Below are 20,308 nucleotides of genomic sequence, written 5' to 3'. Positions count from 1 at the left end.
GAGATTGTTCTGCATCATATTATCCAGATCCTTTGGAGAACGCTGGATGGATACTAGAGTATCCTCAGCGTTGTTGAAACGTGGAACATCTTTGGAGCGTATGATTTTACGATATGCGAATCTTCAACCGCGGTTAGGTACCCCAATGAGGATGTGTAGGACATTATACTGTATTTATAGCTGCCAAGATCCTCTTGAGATACCAGATGATGCAGTATTATCCGTGTATTCTTCTTTGATCTCTCGAGTGCACCTGGAAGAAACATCAGCGATTTAAAATTGCCCATTATTATGGAATCAAATGGGCCTTTAGGGCAGGACAGCCTGGAATCGCCGAGTATGGGAACAACGATATTTTCAACTCCGTTAATAACAGCGTTCTCTTTCAGGTAATGTATGGCATCTGGGTTTATATCGCATGCAAATATTCTCATTGGGTTTCCATATTTAGCAACAGGCAGTGCGAAGTATCCAATGCCACTGAACATATCGAGTACAGTCTCTCCCTCAAAAGTCATGTATCGCATCCTCGTTCTTTCGTTGGTATTGCCGGGCGAAAACATTATCTTCTCCGGATCGAATTTGAACCTGATTCCATTTTCAATATGGATTACTTCGCCTCTCCTGCCGTAGAGGAATTCCACCACGGGTATCCTCTCCGATCCCGCTATACCGTGATAAACGTACACCGATTCTATGCCGAGGAAACGTTTCATCACCTTGAATACGCATTCCTCTATTGGACTGTTAAGAAATAGGGCATTGCCGTATCTGACCCATCTATCCGGTACATTGCCATGGTACCCGTATTCTTTGGATAATAGATCCTTCATCATCTCCTTTATATTTTCTTGCCTTCTCTCCTCAAAGTCAAGATGGGCGACGTTGAACTCAATGGCTGGATCCTCCCCATTCACAGGAACAGCTATGAATTCTCCGACCTTCTTTATCTTCAGATCTTTCCTTATCCTGCCTGACCTCATTAGGTACTTTATCACTTCGTCCGCTTTTCTGCGTGGGATCAGATAGGATATCGATTCCATTTAATGCGGTATCAATACGTAGATAAAAACACGATCGTGAATATCGGATGGCCGTCAGGTCTCTGCGTAAAAGTATAATATAGGCAAATCATTTAAGGCTTGATAGATATGACAGAGGAACTGGCTCAGGTTGAGGTCTCCAAGGATGGCGATATATATTATGCCAAGATAATACTGCCGAACGGAGAAGTTTTCACATTTGAAAACGAGGATTTCGAGGAGATGCTGGAGCAGATCGCCAACGACCTTCAGGAAAGGTTCAGCCAGTGAATAAAGGGCGGGGATGGCCCAGAGGTAAGGCGGCAGCCTGCTAAGCTGTTTCTCTTATGAGAGCGTGGGTTCGAATCCCACTCCCCGCGTTTCATAGAACGGGGTTTCATAATCTTCTATGGTTTTTCTCTAAGAATTGCGCATACGAACTTTAAATAAGGCAGTCAAAATATCGTAGATAAATGATTGAAGATCAGGCTCTCTTCGGATATGCCAGATACGGCAAGGTGGATGATGTCGTATACCCCTCCGTAATAGCATCCGGCAATGGTATAAATTATGGGGATAGCGATATAGAAATACTGGGAGACAGGATACCAAGGCAGATTCTTTATCCAGCAAAGATAAAACAGGAGATACTGGAAACAGACAAGCTGGTCATCATTCCCAACGGGGCTGAACTTGTTAGAAAACCAAAGGATCTTGTCAGGATCATAATGGACATACATTCAAGATATGGATTCTCCAAATTGATAATGATTTCAGGCATCAGTGATCCATACTCCATTCCAGCTTTGGTCTATCTAGGCATATCTTTTTTCGATAGCAGCATTCTTGAGATGGAGGGGAAGATGGGCTATCGCTTCACCCCTTTTGGCATCGAGAAGGCCGATCATGATGTTTCTTCTGAAAATGCGATATTCATATCTGATATGATGCATATAATACAGAGATCCATTTCTGATGGCACCCTGAGGGAGCTGATCGAAAAAGCCGTCATCTCAAGCAAGGCTGCCGAGATGGTCAGGATCGCAGATTATTCCTACTATCAGGACTTCGAGAGTGTTTTTCCCGTCAGAACACCATACATAAAGGCAAATACCATTGAGGATCTTTACAGGCCAGACCTGATCAGGTACAGAAATTACATTTCGGAATCATACGTGAAACCTGATGCAGATATTGCTCTAATACTCCCATGCTCGGCGAAAAAACCATATTCAAGATCAAAGAGCCACCAGAAGGTTATAGGCGCACTTGGCAATCTGAGAAGGTTCATCCATGAGGTAATAGTTACATCGCCCATAGGTATAGTCCCTAGGGATCTTGAAGAAACGTATCCTGCGAGATTTTACGATATACCGGTCATCGGGCTATGGTATGAGGATGAAAAGATCATGATGAAAAGAATGATGAGCAGCTATATGGGCCGGAACAGATACAGAAAGGTCATTGCGTTCATACCGGAAGATCTTGACTTTATAACGGAGGCCATACCATACCCGCACGAGGTCATAGAGTTCAAATCTTCCAATCTTCAGAGGTTAAGGGAGGTCATTCAGAGGGAAATTGCTGGAGGTAAGGCCGTGAATCAGAAGGTGGCCAAATACAATTCAATACTGCGTTACCAGTTTGGCGAATGGATATTGCCGCTGGTATCCGGATACACCATAAGGAGGAACTACAATCAGGATATGATAGTAAAGGATGGAAAGATCCTCTTCGTCTATAATGAGAATTTGGGAAAGTTCACCATAAACAAAGCGTCCGCTGATATGTTCATCAAGAACGGCAAATTTCTAGTGGAGATAGATGATTTCAAGCCAACATCAAACGTTTACGCCATGGGCGTTGTTGATGCCACTGAGGACATAAGGCAGGAGGACGAAGTTGTTCTGGTTCACAGCGGCGAAGTACGCGGTGTTGGCATAGCCAAGATGCCAGCCAGGGCCATGATAGAGCTGAAGAAGGGGATTGCCGTCAAGGTTCGCTGATCTTGCGGCGATGCAGTACGCATCCTAGCGTGCAAAAATTTAAATATAGTATTGCGGTAGATCAATATTGTCCCCTAAATATATCGCGCTGGTCGTATTGGGTATTATTATCTTTTCGTCAATATTTACATTCGCAAATGTGGGATACCCAACAGGTAATCCCATCCACATAAAGATAAATAAAATACCAAAACAGCAAATAATATTTGTTAATCAGAGCCTTAACAAGTACGCCGTTGGCCTCAATTCTTCCTACTTCATACCATCTGGCAACGCAACCATATGGGTTCAGGGATTTCTCTACAACAGTTCCTCAGGTGCAAAGATCAATGATACCCAGCTTACGGTTGCAGCCGGCCCGTATTCCACATATTGCAATGTATCATCGAGTGGCTACTACAGGTTCGGTATCCTCAAAACGGGAAAGGCCAACATCGCGTTTTACGTATACGGATACAATACAGTCTATCATTATTTTGACTTCATAACCTCTGGAACCGTCTGGTTAAACATCAGCTTGAGGCCGTCTGAAAAATACCTGGTTCATGGTTTTACCGAGTACGAGGGCATTATCGTACCGAAAGCTGATCTTTACTTCGTGCATGGAGTGAGCACCGCGGTTGAATCCGGATCCGATGGAAGCTACAATGTGAGTCTTTACAACGGCACATACGTTCTAGCTGTTTACAAGCCAGGCTTTGCAAGCAATGCCACACCAGATATGATAAGCGTCGATGGGCACGATCTTGCACAGAATATCAGCCTGAAGCCTTCCGGTTCCAGATCCATAGTTATATCAGGATATGTGAAGAATCAGGCCGGAAAACTGGTCAGCAACGCCACCGTTTTCTATGATGGTTTCACCGCTATTTCCAACAGCAACGGTTTTTACACGATAAACGTCAGCGCTGGCTTTGATATCCTGGTTGCAACCGCCCCAGGATATGGTTATGGCAATGCCACCTTCATGGCCGTTGCCAACGAATCTGATGTCAACATAACACTGCCCGTGGCTGATCCCATGCTCGGTGGATCGATGTCCTCCACAAATATCCCGATTAATCAGACGTATCTAAATGGAAGTTCAGCTGGAGTCTATTACCTTAAAGGAAGGGCCTTTTACAATTCAAGCGGAAGGTATATACCGCTTACCGCAACTGATATACGATTTGCAGTATCCATTCAGGGCACTGGATTCTATGTGCTGACCAAGACGAACGATCTTGGATATTACAATATAACCGTCCTGTATGGGGGCTATTACAATTTCACCGCCTATGCTGTCGGTTTCCATCCTTACAATTTCTTTGTTAAGATAGCGAACAAGACAACATACCATAATCTCTATTTCACACCAATGCCCGGATCATCCTACGAGGTATCCCTTGACATGTCGAATTCGAGTGGGCGGATTCCTTACAACGTTTCAATATACTCAAATGGCATTCTCGTAGGAAACTTCTCATTCAACGGATCTGGAAACGTCTCGCTTATTGGCGGGAACTACACATTCAGCATCTATGCCCCCGGATACCAGGAGATAAATGTTACGAGGAATGTGGTTTCCAATACAAGCATCGAGGAAACGCTAAATCCAGTCACATCTCTTGGATACGGCGTATCAGAGAGCACTCAATTAGCTGTCCCTGTCTCAGGGTATCCATCCACAAACAGTACGTTTTTATATGCAGAGCGCACAATTAATCTGGATCTCAGATTCATGTACCATGGATCTACCGTTAACTCTTCAGAATTCGAGATGTTCATGACTTTCGATTCAACGGAATATAGATACATTGGCAACACTAGCAACAACGGAACGGATCTGATGACGTTGTACTATTCAGGACATTATTCGATGAAGTTCTATTTCCTGAAATATAAGGGTGATCTGATCATAAATCTAACTGGTAGTGGGTCAGCCACAGTCGACTTATCAGCTAGGACGCTTTACACGCTGTCCTTTGAACTTTACAATTATTCAATAATCTTCAAGCTGACGAATACCAGCATCCCAGAATCTGTCATAAGTCTAAACGCCAACAATTTCGATATAAAACCAACCTTATCTGACAACGGCAGCAGGATATTCGTCAACTATACACTGCCTATATCGAACTACACCTTCAGATACGATAACATTTCGTTTGTTCCTTACAGCTATAGTACTGCACTTAGGGCGAATACAAGCATTTCACATGGCCTTGTCCCTTACATAATAGGGGTTGAGAACGAATCAGTGGCATCATGGCATTTCTCGCTATATTCTAATCCTGGATCTGCCGTGAGCGTTTCACATAGCAACATGACGGTATCTTTGGAAAACGCCTATCTTCTCGGCCCCGGTTCCTATTCATTCAATGCCTATCTCAATACTGCGGATCGCAATCCAGCCAATACAACCATTATCACCTTAAACAGCACCCAGACGACTAGGATAGTCGTATTCAACGTCACCAACGTTTTGAAGAGATTCACATCGGAGAAGACGTGGGTACAGATCTCTGGCATCAATGCGGTTGAAGAGTTCAACATAACGGCACTTTCGAACTCACTTGTAACCGGATACATACATAATATAGAATTTATAGGTCTTAACATATCCATAAACAATACGGTCATGTATGTAAACACGAGTGGTGTTGCAGTGCAGGTTGTATCGGTAAATTCGGATAATCTCTCCCTCGCCAACCTGTACATTGCTCAATCCACAGAATTGCAGCTTGTAATGCATTACAAAGCTACCAACTTTACGGAATATTATAGGGAATACCTGAACGGAACAATACAGGAGTACATGACAAACATAGAGGTGACGTAGGTGGGCGAAGATGAAAAGCAGGCAAAAATAGACTTTCAGAGCGAACCTCCCAAGAAGGAAAAGAGATCCCTCTTCAGCTTCGGTCGTAAAAAGGTGAGGGAGGAGGTTAAAACCGTCATCAAGGTCAAAACGGTAGGTGATGTTCCAGCCATAGTTTCAGCCAGAAAGAGCATAACTGAGGGCAAGGTAAAGGATGCAATAATATCTGGATACAGGGATGTTAAGAACGACTATATGCGTTATTTTGGGATTCAGCAAGCGCCCGATGAGGGAGAAAGGCTATTCATAGTGAATACGCTGAAGGGATTGGGCATAGATCTGCCAGAGGAATCGATAGTTGACGGTAAATTCATCATCGATCGCATATCAGGCATGGATCTGGCCAGCACGGATCCAAAGGTCGCTTGTTTCGTGAAGATAGCTGAATTCTATCTGAAATACTATGAAAAGGCCAAATATTCAGATTCAGTAATAGAGGATGATGGAGAGATAATCGAACGCCTGACTGGAATATATAACTATATGGACATAACGAAGCTGTATTTCAAGGGGGATGATGCAGGTGTCGGTACTTAGTACCATGTTCTCTAACATAGTTGCGTATCCCCTCGTAGTATTTCGCTTTCTGATTCCGGTGATCATGCTCTTTATTCTGGTCTTCGTTGTAAGGCATTATTCAAAGCGCGGAGTTCCAGATGACTACCCCACAGACAGCCAGAAGAAGGAGATCTTTGATGTTCCCAGCAACTACATAAACCAGGAATACCCTCACGTGAGGGACAACGATATCGATTATTACCTTTCAGGTGTTGAAAGGGATTTTGAGTCTGTGAGAAGTCTTGTGGAGGAATACAGGTATTACATAAAACTATACAGGAAATATACGAACAGGCTTAATTCTCCAAGTAAAAGGCGAAGGGCGAGTGCGAAAAAGGAGAGGGAGCGCATCTTTTCTGAAATAGCTAGACTATACGATAAGTTGGGAAAAATGAAGCTGGATAGGCTGACGCTGGGTGAAGATTATGGAAGCGGTAGAAGATCTTGAAAATCTGAGAAATACTGTTATAAGTATAGAGGAGAGTATAGGGAAGCGCGTCATAGGATCTAGAAGGATAGTGCGCTTCATGTTCATCGCATTGCTCACGGGCAACCATATCCTGATGGAGGGTGTACCCGGACTCGCAAAGACCATGCTGGCAAACGAATTTGCCAGGCACACCAGAATGAAGTTCAGGAGGATACAATTCACTCCTGATATGCTCCCATCCGATGTCACCGGTACGATCATGTTCAACATAGAGTCCAGGAAGATGGAATTCAAGGAGGGTCCGATATTTGCCAACGTTATTCTAGCCGATGAGATAAACAGGACGCCGCCAAAGGTTCAGTCAGCGCTCCTGGAGGCGATGGAGGAAACGCAGGTGACCATAGGCGGAGAAACACACTCTTTGCCCAAGCCGTTCTTCGTCATAGCCACGCAGAATCCCATAGAGCAGGAAGGCACGTTTCCTCTTGCGGAGGCCCTTATGGATCGTTTTCTTTTCAGGTACTACCTTGAGTATCCAAGCAGGGAGGACGAGCTGAACATACTGAATTCGATAGGAAAATACGATGATCCGTCTCTGGTTCTGATGCCTGATGAGATAATAGAGTTCAGATCTCAGGTCGACAACGTCTACATATCCGAAGAGATAAAGCAGTATCTTGTTGACCTGATGAGGCGCACACGTGAGAATGACCTGGTCTACCTTGGCGCTAGCCCCAGGACAACTGCCAAGTACATGAAAGCGGCCAGGGCAAATGCGTTGATAAGCGGACGGAGCTACGTGATCCCAGAGGATATAACGTTCATGGCATTCGAAATACTGAACCACAGGTTGATACTGAAACCAGAGGCGATAATGGATGAGACCGACGATCCAAAGCTCATCGTGAAGAGGATAATTGACCGTGTTCTGTCAGAGGTTCCGGTTCCGAAATGATCAGAAGGGCAGGCTATCTCATACTGAGCGCATCAATTTACAATATATTCGAATCGATCCTACTCGGATACAGGTATTACATAATATTTTCCATAATACTCTTCTTCGTTTTCTCATCAGACATTCTTATATTCAATCTGACAACCGCCAGAAAACTTAGAAACGTAGAGGTGGAAATATCCTCGGAGAATGAGAAGGCCAGGAAATTCTCTCCAAAAGAATTCACGATAGCTTTTTTAAATCGCAATAATTCTCCGCTCTCCTTCCACTACTACGTGTATTCATCGGACACCTTCAGGATGTCAGGAGATTTTGAAGGTTTCATCTCGCTGAAACCCTTTGAGAGAGCCGTGAAGAAATTCTCTGTTACTCCAAATACGATCGGTAGATACAAGCTAGGGCCAGTCTCCGTTTACATAGAAGATGGAATGAGGTTCGCGGTAGAGCGGGCCGAGGTATCGAAAATCATAGACCTCAGGGTTGCCCCGGCATTGAGTGAGATAATGGCAGCCAGGAGCGAGAGGATAAGCAATATGCTGTATTATACCGGCATACATTACAACAAGAAGGCTGGGCAGGGCTACGATTTTCTCACTTTGAGGGAATACGTTCCCGGGGATGAGATTAGGTACGTGGCCTGGGCCATGATAGGACGAACGAGAGGCGATGATCTTTACGTGAAGCAGATGGAAGAGGAGCGCATAATGGACGTCATCTTCCTCATAGATTACGGCAATGGCATGAATCAGGGCCATGACGGAAAGAGGATGTTCGACTCAATAATGGCAGATGTTATAAAAACGTCATACAAGATAAGGAAGAATCAGGACGGCGTTGGATTCTTCATATCGTCATCGGAGACAAATGTATTCATCCCGCCAGAAAGAACCGCGGCACCAATAGAGAACCTCCAGAAGGTCATATCTGATATCAGGCCGGCAGGCTCGTTCTCTCTGAAATCTTCGCTTGATTTTCTGAAAAGGAAGATAAAGAAGACGACGATGATCTTCATCATAAGTTCCTTCGAATATGGGGAAGATCCAAGATGGATAAGGGACATGATCGGTTCCTACAAGGCAATGATCTTCATAGCGAATCCTTACGATTTCATTGTGACCGGGGAAGAGAATCGCACGCTGAGGGCAACGCTATTCCACAAGCAGCATGATCTTGTCGAGAGAAAAAAGGAGATCTTAAGGAGCCTTGGCTTCAGAACCGAGATCGTCGGATCTCGCGATGCATACAGAAAACTGGTGGCCTCGTATCTATATGCTAAGATGAACAATATGGGTGAGTGAATGGAAAACATAAGCAAGGAATCGATAACTGAAATGGTGATCAACGTAGGCGTGATGCTGCCACCCATATTCATGGCTGCCTACATACTTCCGCGCGTTTATCCATACGCCAATCTGTTCATCCTGTTTCTATTCGCCTCCCTGCCAGTGGTAAGGAGGCTGCTTGGGAATCCCTACAGAAACTTCGTATATCCGGTGGCCCTGATCATCGTTGCTGCATCCGTGCTGATATGGTTGGCGGCTCTGACCGGAAGTATACCGCATAAATACATGGTTCTCGGCACGCCGGTAAATGAGCCATTCATGGTATCCGTGACGCTGGTCATAGGCATCGTCAGCCTGCTTGAGGGAATATTCGCAAGGAAGATCTATTCCGTGGTAACCCTGATGGCTTTTTCAACGCTTTCTTTCCTTGACATGATAGCGGCATTTATAGTGTTCAGGGAGACCGGGTATGCATTTTTCACATCGTATGTTTATGTTGAATTGATGGAGTATGAGGCGGTATACACACTCGTAGTCTACGGTTATGAATTCAGCCTTCCGCTGGCCACATTTGTCATTCCAATAAACTCATATCTGATTGCGAGCTTCGTACTATCCATGGTATCCATAATTGCGGCTTCATACAGGAACGGAAACAGGTCGATTGATAGATCAAGTTCATTCGCATATTCGATACTTTACGGTTCGATCCTTGGGGCTGCAGCGTTCTACTTCATAACCGCAATGTCCCGGTTCTCGCTCCAGTTCCTCGCAATATCGATAGTCATAGTTGCCATGGTATATGCAATCATACGGACAGATCCAGGAAGAAAATCTGAGGCAAAATGAAGCATATGTTAATAAATCCGCAGGGCCTCGAAACAAAAATTTATATCTCGTAGCATTATCTGTTTTTGCGGTTGGTCAATCGTGGAAATCCACTAAGATGATGAAATGGAGGCTGGATCTACAGATCCTCCGAAGAACCTGATAAAAGTGAATGAAAAACAGATTGAATGGTGTTGTGATATGATCAGACTGAACCTTTCGGTTAAGAATCTCAAGGAGATTACGGATTTACTGAGCACGATAGTATCAGAGGCGAAGTTCAGAGTTGACGAAAACGGCATGAGCGTAACCGCCGTTGACCCAGCGCATGTTGCCATGATAAGGCTGGAAGTCCCAAAGGAAGCATTTGTTGAGTTCCACACGGATGGGCAGGAGGAGATCGCCCTGGATATTGACAGGCTCAAGTCTGTGATCAGGCTAGCGAGCTCCTCAGAGAACGTCGGCATAACAAAGGATGGTGAAAAGCTGAAATTTGAGCTGGGCACAATAAACAAGAGCATATCGCTTCTTGATCCGTCAACCATAGTTACCCCAAAGATACCCAACATAACGTCGGAGTACTATGCAGTCTTGAAGAAGTCTGATTTCGAGAGGGGCTTGAGGGCAGCAGAGGATATATCGGATTCAATAAGATTCACCCTCTCCCAAGACGGTTTCAAGGCCTATTCGCATTCGGAATCGGAAGAATCAGAGATGATACTTCCCAAGGATCTGATAACGGACATGTCTTGCAACACAACCATCAAGAGCTCTTATCCTCTCGAATACCTGCTGAAATTTATAAAGGCAATATCCTCAACGGATAGCTTGAAACTCAGCTTCAGGGATGATTATCCTCTATCGGTTGAATTTTATCTGGATCAGAATCCAGGCGCAAAGATAAAAGGACTTTTCCTTCTGGCTCCGAGAATGGAGCAGTAAGAAAATATCATTCACGAAAAAATTGAAATTTTTTGCTAGAAATATATCGGAACTGAAATGTTTAAAATACGCTTAGCGGTATAACTGGCCACCCTGTTCGTTTCCCTTTTTTGGTTTTACAATTAGCTCCTTTGGAACTTTTACTAGCCTTATTATGTTTGTGGCCTGTATCATATAGTTGGGTATTCCGGTGTTGGGATCGTTGCCATTCCTGAGTATGGACACGATCTCCATCTTTATCTGCAAGACTGATCCATCTTTCAACTTCACAGTGATCCACTTTGGTTCCTCTTCAGTTTCGAATTCTACAAGTTCACCATCTGTTGGGAAATTGCCACCGGGAAATGCCATGCAACCTCATATGCTTATGAGATATTAATATTCCTGAAAAATAGAGTTGCTTCTTCGTATAGAAATCCATTGAATCGGGCCAGGCAGATCCGGCAAAGATTATTATTCATTTTTTGCATAGCGGAAACGCGAGGGTAACTAAGCCAGGCCAACAGTGCAGGACTTAAGATCCTGTCCCGAAGGGGTTCGCGGGTTCAAATCCCGCCCCTCGCATCTTCACGTACAATGGATGCTGTTTTATGCATGGCGTCCAAGTACCGTATAAGGCATACCTATCAGTAGAATGCATTGAACGAAAAGTAAATGCATGTTCAGGCAAAGTTTTCAAATAACCTAAATATATTCGAATACAGCATCGTGATCAGAAAAATATTCTATCTCGGGCCGCCAGGAAGCTTTTCCCAGGAGGCAGCGGAGATATTCGGATCGGATCTAGTGCCAGTGCGATCCATAAGCGAAATATTCCATAAGATATCGGTTACCGGCGATTATGGCATCGTTCCCATAGAGAACAGCATAGAAGGCCCTGTCAATGAAACACTTGACGGCCTCTTCAGGCATGAAGATATATACATTGTGGATCACGTAGAAATACCCATCGAGATATTTCTGGCCTCAAACTGTGATACAGAGAATATCAGAAGAATATACTCGCATCCCCATGCAATTGCGGAAGCAGGAGACTACCTGGAGAGGACAGAAAACATCGAAGTGATAAGGACTAGCAGCACCTCAGAGGCAGCGAAACTTGCATCAATGGACGAGGCCGGAGCAGCGCTATGTTCCATGAAAGCTGCACAGCACTACGGCCTTGCAAATACCGTCAAGATAGAATCGAAGTCCAGAAACATAACGAGATTCATCCTCATAGGAAGAGAGAGAAACGTTGAAGGATCGAGGCACATCATACTTTGCGTGATACCAGACAGGCCAGGATCGCTTCATAGTCTGATCGGAGTTCTTGCCAGCAGGGGCATAAACATGAATATGATCTATTCAAGGCCATTGAGGGACACCATATGGAAATATTATTTTTACATAGAATTCTCGGGAAAACTTGATGAGGATCTTCTTTTAACTATGGGAAAACAGTCTCTGCGGATCCTATATAAAGGCTCTTTTAAATGTTGCAGATGATCAAACACCGTTAACTGGATATTTATATACTAATGTCAGGGAATCCTTGAATGTTCGTTGCTTGATGTAATTTAGAATGGAATATGATCTACATTATCTGAAAAGATTAAAATATGGTTTAATGATATTATGGAGATTTAAGCTTGTTATTATCAGTCATGCAAATCAGCTCAAGAGGCGATAATCCTGAAAACTGTTAGAATATTCGGTCTTTACCTTGCATTGCTTTTCTTCATAGGATTCGGATGGTTCATGATCGCACCCATCATTCCAGATCTTATCTCTGTAACCAGATCATCGCCCTCTGCCCTGCTTTTAATAGTGTCCTCATACGGATATGCCATGGTTGCATTTGGCCTTGTGGCCGGTTACCTATCATTCCGTGGTAAAGTGGGGAATTCTGTTATAGCTTCTGCCATCCTCACCTTCATCGGCCTTGCCTTCAGGCCAATATTCCATACTTATCTTCCATTTCTGATTTTCTCTCTTATTGCTGCTGTAGGATATCCACTTGCCATGGCGCCTGTCGGAAGCATAGCAGAGGTATTCGGCAGATCCAGAAGCCACACTCTTATAGGACTCAGCGTTGGATCGCTCTTTTTAGGAATGGCCTTCGGTGCCCTAATAACACCATACATAATGATTGCTATACCTTTGGATATTACGCTGGAATTGCCAGCGATTGCCGCATTCGTCCTTATGGTCTTGCTGCTGTTTTTCATGAAGGAATTCCCAAGCTACTATACCCCACGCCGCTTAAAGGGGCTGTTCAAGGCAGGCATGATAAAAAATTGGTACGTGGGCCTGACAATATCTGCGATCTCCGTCATGTTTGGAAGCATTGCATCAAGCGTTCTTCTCATGCATGGGTTCAGCGAATCGGAGGCTCTGGAGGCGGGTGGGTTGTTTGGCGGCCTAACATTCCTTGGTTCGGCATTAGGAGCCATGATTCTTCCCCCATTATTCGGCAAAGGCCAGATCCTGAGATTCGGCATCATCCTGACAGGTTCCCTTGCCTTTTTGTTTGGAGTCTTCATGACGGTATCCCTGGAGTTCATGAAGATTCTTGCCCTGACTGGGCTCTCATATTTCTTCTTTGGTTTCTTCGGAAACGCCTACTGGTCCATGGCAATGACATCTGTGACCTATTATTCTCCAAAGCCGGAAGAAGCCGGTTTTTCAACGGCAATGTTCAGCGTTGCGACCAATGCAGGCGTCGCGGTTATACCTGTATTCCTAGGATCTGTGCTGATAACCGCAAAATATGCCATGGCCGGGACTATAATCGTTTCAGCTCTGCTGCTAGCCTCAGGGGCGATGTCCTATTTCCTCCTTTACAGGCCGGTGCAGGAGTGATCCGTTTGTCCTATTCATCGAAGGGAGAATCCCTGATCTACTACTATGACGGATCCGGTGATGCCCAGGGATCTTTCGCCTGCTAGGAAACCAACAACCATCGCTACAAGTTCAGGATCGATGGATTGCTTTCCCGGATTGAAATAAATATTCCTCTCTGAGTGCGATTTGTCGTCCATCGATGTGGTGACGACTGCGTTAACCCGGATCCTGTTTTTAAGTAGCGATTTTGCGGCAGAGGCAACCATCCTGTTGAGTGCCGCCTTGCTTCCGGAATAGGAAAGGGAATTTTCCGATACGATTGAAACGGAATACACACTGCTCATGAAGACGACTGATGAAGGGGTTGCCATGAGATCGATGAATTTTGAAAGAGTCGTGAATGGGCGCATTACATTGTCCTCGAACATCTTCATAATTCCCTTCGGATCTGATATATTGTCAGGCGCATAGCCGCCAAGACCCATTATCAGGGCATTTATCTTGGATTCTTTGTAGTGATCCCTTATGGTTTTCAATGTGTATTCTTGTGATATGTCGCCTGCCACGAATTCTATGTACCCTTCCTTTGCAAGATCAGCCTTCATTGAGGACAGCTTTTCTTCATTCCTGGCATTGATCGTGACATGAAATCCCTGGTGCAAGAGATCCTTGGCGGCAAAAAAGCCAAATGTTTCGCTAGCTCCAATGATTATCGCATTCATATTTGCCATGATAGACGATAACAGGAACGGAATATATCGGTTGCGTATCGTCCATAGCTAACTACAGATGCAAAGCGATTAGAGTTTGTGGCTTGGCAGCGGTATGCATATCCCTGTAGGATTCTGCGCTCATTATACCGATATTTTGTTTACCATGTTCATGGTTGTAATTTTGTTTTGCGATACTGTTATATATTAAGCAGAAATCCGTATCAGTAGTGATCAAAAATGGCAGAGGAGAACATAATCTTTGTAGGAAAGAAACCGACAATGAACTACGTGCTTGCAGTGGTCACCCAGTTCAACAACAACGCCAATAAGATAATCATAAAGGCGCGTGGAAAGACGATCAGTAAGGCAGTGGATGTAGCAGAGATCACAAGGCATAAATTCATTCCAGACGCAAAATACGAGGAAATAAAACTTGACACTGAAACTCTCCAGGGTGAGAGGGGCAGTTCAAACGTTTCATCCATAGAAATCACGCTGTCACGCTGAATCGCGTGGCAGATATGTTTTATTTAAATTTGTTTACCTTCCTGTTCCCTTTGCTTTAGTTTGTTAAAACTACATACAGTTCAAAGGGGTAACTTAAAACGCATGGCTTATTCGCCTAGGTTGCATTCGATCGTTTAACATCATGAACAATTGCATACGATCATCATTTCTTAATGGCTATATCTATTTTCAAATTATAATTCATGCAGATTTTGAATCCCTGTGGTTTCAACAAATGTTATATTCAACCCAGCGCTGACTTATCTGTGTCTCTTCAAATAGTATCTGGCAAGAGCAGGGCATCGATATCGGAAATTGGATCTCACATGGATTCGCTCCAGATTGATGGACTGGATATTCTCCTTCATTCGTACGATGGATCTCCGACGCATTTCGGATCTGCCTTTCTGTTTCCATATGCAAACAGGGTGAAAGATGCAAGATACGTCATGGATGGCGTTGAATACAGGCTTCCCAACAATGAGGGAAAGAACAGCATACACGGCCTGGTACTCGATAAAAACTTCAGTGTGATAAGCAGAGAAGAGGAATCAATTACGATGGAAACCAGCATAGCCGGCGGTGAGGCATACCCATCAGATCTTTCAGTAAGGATATCGCATAGCGTCGATGAAACATCATATCGATGCGAAGTCACCGTTATAAATAAGGGCGTTAAGCGGTCTCCAATAGCAGCAGGATTCCATCCATATTTTGTCTACAAGAATAAATGGGCCATCATCAAGCCCGAAACCGCATGGATCATGGAATACGATGGCCCATTTCCAACAGGGAAGATGGACAGAATGACTTTCGGTGATATCAGCTACTTGAATGCCTATGACAATCAGTTCTTTGCCGATTCAGACATAATCGTAGATGTAGGATATTCCAGGCTGAAGATCACTAGGAACAATATGCCTTTCTTCGTGATATACAATGGTAGATATTCAGCAGGCTCTTCGGTTGCAATTGAACCGATGATGTCTGCAGTTGACTCTTTCAACAACGGCATCGGTTTGAGGCTTTTAAATCCTGGCGACACGATGAAATTCGGATATTCAATAGATATTGTGTGATCTGAAGATAGAATTTAATGTTGCAGGTGAATATATGTCTGCGAAGGAAGGATCTGAGGATTTAAACAATATACTCAGCGACAATACCTCTGGATCCGTGGATCTTGCGGTCAAAGTATTTTCTTTTCTGCATAGATATCCTGATGAGAACTATTCTAAAATTATACAGAACAGCTTCGTTGGGATGGCTTTGGTAAGAAACGCGGCAAAACTTGCGCTGTCAGAGCCAAATTTATCGCCGGAGGATTTCAGGTTGCACATACTTGCACAGGAGCGAACGGCGATAAGTAACGCCATAAGATCGATAAACGCGCAAGTCATTACTACCATGAGCAATAGCCACAATGTAAAGGAGTTTTTATCTTCAAGTGAGGCGAACAGGATTTATGTTCTTGAAAGCCGCCCAATGCTGGAAGGACGCATAATGGCAAAATCTCTGTCCGAATCTGGAAAGGATGTATATCTGATTACCGATGCCGAGATGTGTCTTGCGGTGTCAAAGAGCGATGCAGTTCTGGTTGGTTCGGATTCTGTCCTCTCGGATCTCGCGTTGGTACATAAAGTCGGCACATTTCCATTGGCAATTTGTGCTAGAGATCTAAAAAAACCATTTTATTCACTAACGATGTCCATGAAGTTCGAACAGGGTTACGAATATAAAACCTATCCTGAATTCGTGCAGCATCCATGCTCCGAGTTGGGCTACGATGGGAAGTGCCTGAACTCGTATTTTGAAAAAACGCCAGCAGATTATGTTTCTGCATATTTTAGCGACAACGGTATGATCAGGGGGCGCCGCTGAGGTAAGGCTCCTTCAGTGGGCCTTCATAGGTTCTACGATCTCCATGGCCTTCTTTATAATTGAGCTCCTGATCAAATCGGCATCTTCACCTGGAAAATCCCCTCTGATGAGCATTATGTAAGTGTTCAGCGTGCTTTCATCGATGAATACAGAGAGATTCTTTGCGTCATGATCCGAGAGGATCTCCTGCTTCAGCTTTTCTGCAACGTTCTCGAATGGTACGCTTTTTGGAACCTCATATCTCGCCTGAACGGTTACCATGCCCTTTCTTATAGTTATGGCCGCCTGCACCATTATGCCATTGGGTATCTTCACCGTATCCCCAGATTCAAGCACGATGGTGGTGTAATTCATTGAGATGTCGAATATTATGCCCCTGTACATGGAGGCTTCCATGAAGTCCCTTGAAAAATATTTCGGAGGATAAGATGGCAAGGACGCACCGTATTGCCATGTGTTTATTATAACATGATCGCCAACGTTGAATGGCCTCACAACAGAGATGAAAAGGCCACCAAAGATATTGGAAAGGACTGTCTGTGCAGCGAGGCCTATCACTGCACTTATAAATGCCGATCCAAGTATAACAGAAGAAACATCTATACCCAGGGAAGCCAGGACGGCAAGGGCTATTATGAAATACCCAACAAGGCTTATTATGAACGTCACATATTTCAGATGCCTGTATTCCTTATGAGCGGCGAAGAATCTCTCAAAATACTTCACCACTACCTTGACAATAGCATAAATTATCACACCTATGACTATTGCATAAAGTACGTGAGAGAATTTCAGTGGAACTATGTGAAACAGGCTTATCACGTAGAGCAGCGCAAGCAGTGCCACCATAACGGCTCCAAGTATTATCACATAAACTGCAATGGATCTTGCCTTCCCTCTGTCCACGGTTTCACATTATTCTATCATTTAAAATACTTTGGTAAACATTTTTGAGGATGTAAAAAGCGATCAGTAATAAATAAGTAAGGCATGTTGTGATAACATGGAGGTAGAGATAAGGATCGTCTCTGCATCTTATAGGCAGAGCGATGTGGCCGTTGAACTCTTCGGCAGAACTCGGGAGGGGGAATCCGTAGCAGCACTATATTTTGGATTCAGGCCTTATTATGATGTTGTTGAGCCGGATGAGGCGTACCTGAAAGTGATCCAGAATGATCCCGAATTTGTAAAGATGGAAGATAAAAGGCTCTGGATTAGGGGCAAATACGAAAACGTCAAGAGGATATACATAAGATCTCCTTGGAAGGTTCCAGAATACCGGGAGAAATGTCCCTTTGAAGTTCTCGCCGCAGATATACCATTCCACCATCGCTTCATCTACGATCTGGATCTTGGATCCTGCGTAAAGATAATCGGAGAAAACATATCCGACAGAGAAACATCCTTCACCACAGATATAGTCATTCGGGCAGACCGGATAGAGAACGTAAACGATTTCAATCCAAATCTGAAGGTTCTCAGCTTTGATGTCGAGAATGAGATCAACCGGGAGAATGTGGAAGATTACGGAAAGATACTGGTGATAGGATATTCCGTCAGCTTTCAGGGGAAGACCGTGACCGGATCATTATCCGGTGAAGAGCAGGATATACTCCGCAGTTTTGTCGATCTGATAAGGGCGGAGGATCCGGATGTTATCACTGGCTACAACATAGATGGATACGATATACCTGTGATAAAGAAGAGGATGGACAGGTATGGGATAAAGCTAGAGATAGGCAGAGATGGTTCCATTCCAAGGAGAATAATGAACCAGTTCTGGCGTGTCCACGGACGCCTGATAAGCGATACATGGTGGAGCGTCAAGAGGATACTCCATCCGAAGCATGAATCCCTAGATTACGTGGCGAACATGCTTCTTGGCGAGGGCAAGGATAACATAGACAGGCTTCACATAGAGGATGAATGGAAGAAAAGACGTGAAGAGGTCATAGCTTACTGTATAAAGGATGCCGATCTTACACTACGTATTTTTGAAAAGCTGATGGTAATGAACAGGCTGATGTACATGTCTTCGGTCACAAAGCTGCCCCTTGACGATGTTGCAAACGTCGGCACCAGCAATTACGTTGATTCAATACTTATCAGAGCTGCTGACAGAGAAAATATAGGCGTTCCAATGAACCAGCACGAGATCAAAACCGAGGAGATACAGGGCGGATATGTGCATAGCATAGGTGCAGGGCTCTACTCAAACGTGATAGTCCTGGACTTCAAGAGCATGTATCCATCCATGATAATAAAGTACAATGTCTGCTTCACAACGCTTGATCCTAACGGTGAGATACTGTCCCCAAACGGGGTGCGTTTCCTATCTCCTGAAAAGAAGAAGGGCCTGATACCAAGAATACTGCAGGAGCTGATGGCCGACAGGGATGAAGTCAAGAGGCGGATGAAGGCCGCAAAGACGAAGGATGAACGCGAATTTTATGACGGAATTCAGAACGCAATAAAGGTGCTTATGAACACATTCTACGGTGTGCTAGCATCTTCGTTCTACAGATTCACAGATCACAAGATCGGAAGTGCGATCACGGCATTTGCCAGGGAAACAATAAAAGGCATAATTTCAACTCTTGAATCCGCACATTACAGGGTCATATATGGAGATACGGATAGTGTTTTCGTTGAATCTGGAGCTGGATCGGCCGAGGATGCTATAAAGAGGGGAAAAGATCTGAGTGAAAGGCTTTCTAGGGAACAGGGTCTCACGCTGGATTTTCAGATGGTGCTGGATCCGTTCTTCTCCCACGGGGCAAAGAAGCGATACGCTGGAAGATGCGTTTATCCGGATGACATGAAGGGTGAAATAGTCATAAAGGGATACGAAGTTCGCAGAACCGATTCATTCGATCTGCAGAGCCAAGCATTGTCAAAGGTCATAGACTTCATCCTCAACAGAGATATAGATGGAGCGATAAAATACGCAGATGACCTGATAAAGAAGGTCAGGGCCGGCGATCCTTCGATAGATATCGATAGCCTCGTGATATCCAGAACTGTAAAGGATTTCCAAAGCTACAGGGCCAATCAGGAATCGCTCGCCAATATCAGGGCTGCAAAGAAGCTGATAGATATGGGTGAAACCTTCGTCCCAGGTATGAAAGTTTCGTGGATCGTCACCAATGGCAAGCGTACCCCTCAGGAGGTAGAACCATATATATATGGTAGGGATCTGAACGTCAAGCCGGACTGGGATTACTATGCTAGGAGATTATCCGAAACGCTTGGCAGGGTTATAGATGTGTTCCGCACCGATCTGGGGCAGGGTCAGAAGACTGCAAGCTTGGAAAGCTTTGGATCGTCTTCGGATGAAGCTAAGCCAGTGAACAAGGAACCGCGCAAGAACAGCACATTGGATAGCTTCTTCTGATATGCTTGCCATGAGGGACATTTCTACTGTCTGCCAATCCGATGCATTCGTATTCTGACTTTGTAAGATGGTTTGAATTCCGAATCTGAACTATAATTAAATT

19 protein-coding genes and 2 tRNA genes are annotated in these 20,308 nt (G+C 44.3%); 17 read left to right on the top strand and 4 right to left on the bottom strand.

Annotation, left to right across the window (positions count from 1 at the left end):
• Positions 1-53 precede the first annotated feature (53 nt).
• Complete coding sequence (locus TA_RS04775) at positions 54-1,043, bottom strand: class I SAM-dependent methyltransferase (protein WP_010901335.1); 990 nt, start codon at positions 1,041-1,043, stop codon at positions 54-56.
• A 108-nt stretch (positions 1,044-1,151) separates the two neighbouring features.
• Here TA_RS04775 and TA_RS08240 point away from each other — a divergent pair, with 108 nt between their 5' ends.
• The 10 genes from TA_RS08240 (at position 1,152) to TA_RS04730 (ending at position 10,884) form a co-directional block, all read left to right on the top strand.
• On the top strand, positions 1,152-1,313 hold the full coding sequence (locus tag TA_RS08240) for a hypothetical protein (protein ID WP_173338153.1): 162 nt from the start codon (positions 1,152-1,154) through the stop codon (positions 1,311-1,313).
• A 7-nt stretch (positions 1,314-1,320) separates the two neighbouring features.
• Positions 1,321-1,402 (top strand) — tRNA-Ser (locus TA_RS04770).
• A 93-nt stretch (positions 1,403-1,495) separates the two neighbouring features.
• Complete coding sequence (locus tag TA_RS04765; RefSeq protein WP_010901333.1) at positions 1,496-3,028, top strand: DUF5591 domain-containing protein; 1,533 nt, start codon at positions 1,496-1,498, stop codon at positions 3,026-3,028.
• Between the two features lie 67 nt (positions 3,029-3,095).
• Positions 3,096-5,849, top strand: coding sequence for a carboxypeptidase-like regulatory domain-containing protein (locus TA_RS04760; RefSeq protein ID WP_010901332.1), 2,754 nt, complete (start codon positions 3,096-3,098; stop codon positions 5,847-5,849).
• Positions 5,850-6,425: a hypothetical protein gene (locus tag TA_RS04755; protein WP_083808320.1), complete on the top strand. Its 576-nt coding sequence runs from the start codon at positions 5,850-5,852 to the stop codon at positions 6,423-6,425. It abuts the gene before it with no gap.
• Positions 6,406-6,894 (top strand): hypothetical protein, encoded by a 489-nt coding sequence (locus tag TA_RS04750; protein WP_010901330.1) that lies wholly within the window; start codon positions 6,406-6,408, stop codon positions 6,892-6,894. The genes TA_RS04755 and TA_RS04750 overlap by 20 nt, the downstream gene beginning before the upstream one ends.
• Positions 6,872-7,831, top strand: coding sequence for an AAA family ATPase (locus TA_RS04745; protein WP_010901329.1), 960 nt, complete (start codon positions 6,872-6,874; stop codon positions 7,829-7,831). Before TA_RS04750 ends, TA_RS04745 begins: the two co-directional genes overlap by 23 nt.
• Complete coding sequence (locus TA_RS04740) at positions 7,828-9,129, top strand: DUF58 domain-containing protein (protein ID WP_010901328.1); 1,302 nt, start codon at positions 7,828-7,830, stop codon at positions 9,127-9,129. The genes TA_RS04745 and TA_RS04740 overlap by 4 nt, the downstream gene beginning before the upstream one ends.
• Positions 9,130-9,963 carry a hypothetical protein gene (locus tag TA_RS04735; RefSeq protein WP_010901327.1) on the top strand — a complete coding sequence of 278 codons (834 nt, stop codon included), beginning with the start codon at positions 9,130-9,132 and terminating at the stop codon, positions 9,961-9,963.
• 105 nt (positions 9,964-10,068) lie between these two features.
• Positions 10,069-10,884, top strand: a complete 816-nt coding sequence (locus tag TA_RS04730; RefSeq protein WP_010901326.1) for a DNA polymerase sliding clamp — start codon at positions 10,069-10,071, stop codon at positions 10,882-10,884.
• A 72-nt stretch (positions 10,885-10,956) separates the two neighbouring features.
• Here TA_RS04730 and TA_RS04725 read toward each other — a convergent pair whose 3' ends face one another.
• A complete protein-coding gene (locus TA_RS04725) occupies positions 10,957-11,235 on the bottom strand; it encodes a hypothetical protein (protein ID WP_010901325.1) in 279 nt (92 codons plus the stop codon).
• A 128-nt stretch (positions 11,236-11,363) separates the two neighbouring features.
• Here TA_RS04725 and TA_RS04720 point away from each other — a divergent pair.
• The 3 genes from TA_RS04720 to TA_RS04710 all read left to right on the top strand — a co-directional run bounded on the left by TA_RS04720 (position 11,364) and on the right by TA_RS04710 (position 13,728).
• Positions 11,364-11,448 (top strand) — tRNA-Leu (locus tag TA_RS04720).
• A 144-nt stretch (positions 11,449-11,592) separates the two neighbouring features.
• Positions 11,593-12,372, top strand: coding sequence for a prephenate dehydratase (locus TA_RS04715; RefSeq protein WP_162053257.1), 780 nt, complete (start codon positions 11,593-11,595; stop codon positions 12,370-12,372).
• A gap of 222 nt (positions 12,373-12,594) precedes the next feature.
• Positions 12,595-13,728, top strand: a complete 1,134-nt coding sequence (locus TA_RS04710; RefSeq protein ID WP_010901323.1) for an MFS transporter — start codon at positions 12,595-12,597, stop codon at positions 13,726-13,728.
• 14 nt (positions 13,729-13,742) lie between these two features.
• Here the strand turns inward: TA_RS04710 and TA_RS04705 are convergent, their stop codons facing one another.
• Positions 13,743-14,441, bottom strand: a complete 699-nt coding sequence (locus tag TA_RS04705; RefSeq protein ID WP_048161862.1) for an SDR family oxidoreductase — start codon at positions 14,439-14,441, stop codon at positions 13,743-13,745.
• Positions 14,442-14,660: 219 nt separating this feature from the next.
• Here TA_RS04705 and albA point away from each other — a divergent pair, with 219 nt between their 5' ends.
• The 3 genes from albA (at position 14,661) to TA_RS04690 (ending at position 16,811) form a co-directional block, all read left to right on the top strand.
• Positions 14,661-14,930: a DNA-binding protein Alba gene (gene albA, locus TA_RS04700; protein ID WP_010901321.1), complete on the top strand. Its 270-nt coding sequence runs from the start codon at positions 14,661-14,663 to the stop codon at positions 14,928-14,930.
• Positions 14,931-15,196: 266 nt separating this feature from the next.
• On the top strand, positions 15,197-16,009 hold the full coding sequence (locus TA_RS04695; protein ID WP_241761804.1) for an aldose 1-epimerase: 813 nt from the start codon (positions 15,197-15,199) through the stop codon (positions 16,007-16,009).
• A 34-nt stretch (positions 16,010-16,043) separates the two neighbouring features.
• On the top strand, positions 16,044-16,811 hold the full coding sequence (locus TA_RS04690; protein WP_156778513.1) for a translation initiation factor eIF-2B alpha/beta/delta subunit family protein: 768 nt from the start codon (positions 16,044-16,046) through the stop codon (positions 16,809-16,811).
• 12 nt (positions 16,812-16,823) lie between these two features.
• Here TA_RS04690 and TA_RS04685 read toward each other — a convergent pair whose 3' ends face one another.
• Complete coding sequence (locus TA_RS04685) at positions 16,824-17,717, bottom strand: mechanosensitive ion channel family protein (RefSeq protein WP_010901318.1); 894 nt, start codon at positions 17,715-17,717, stop codon at positions 16,824-16,826.
• A 97-nt stretch (positions 17,718-17,814) separates the two neighbouring features.
• On the opposite strand from TA_RS04685, the gene TA_RS04680 reads away from it, so the two are divergent.
• Positions 17,815-20,205: a DNA-directed DNA polymerase gene (locus TA_RS04680; protein ID WP_010901317.1), complete on the top strand. Its 2,391-nt coding sequence runs from the start codon at positions 17,815-17,817 to the stop codon at positions 20,203-20,205.
• Positions 20,206-20,308 lie beyond the last annotated feature (103 nt).

Source organism: Thermoplasma acidophilum DSM 1728, from assembly GCF_000195915.1.
GTDB classification, from domain to species: Archaea; Thermoplasmatota; Thermoplasmata; order Thermoplasmatales; family Thermoplasmataceae; genus Thermoplasma; species Thermoplasma acidophilum.
The sequence above is the reverse complement of the archived record's forward strand: the minus strand, read 5'-3'. Positions and strand labels throughout refer to the sequence as shown.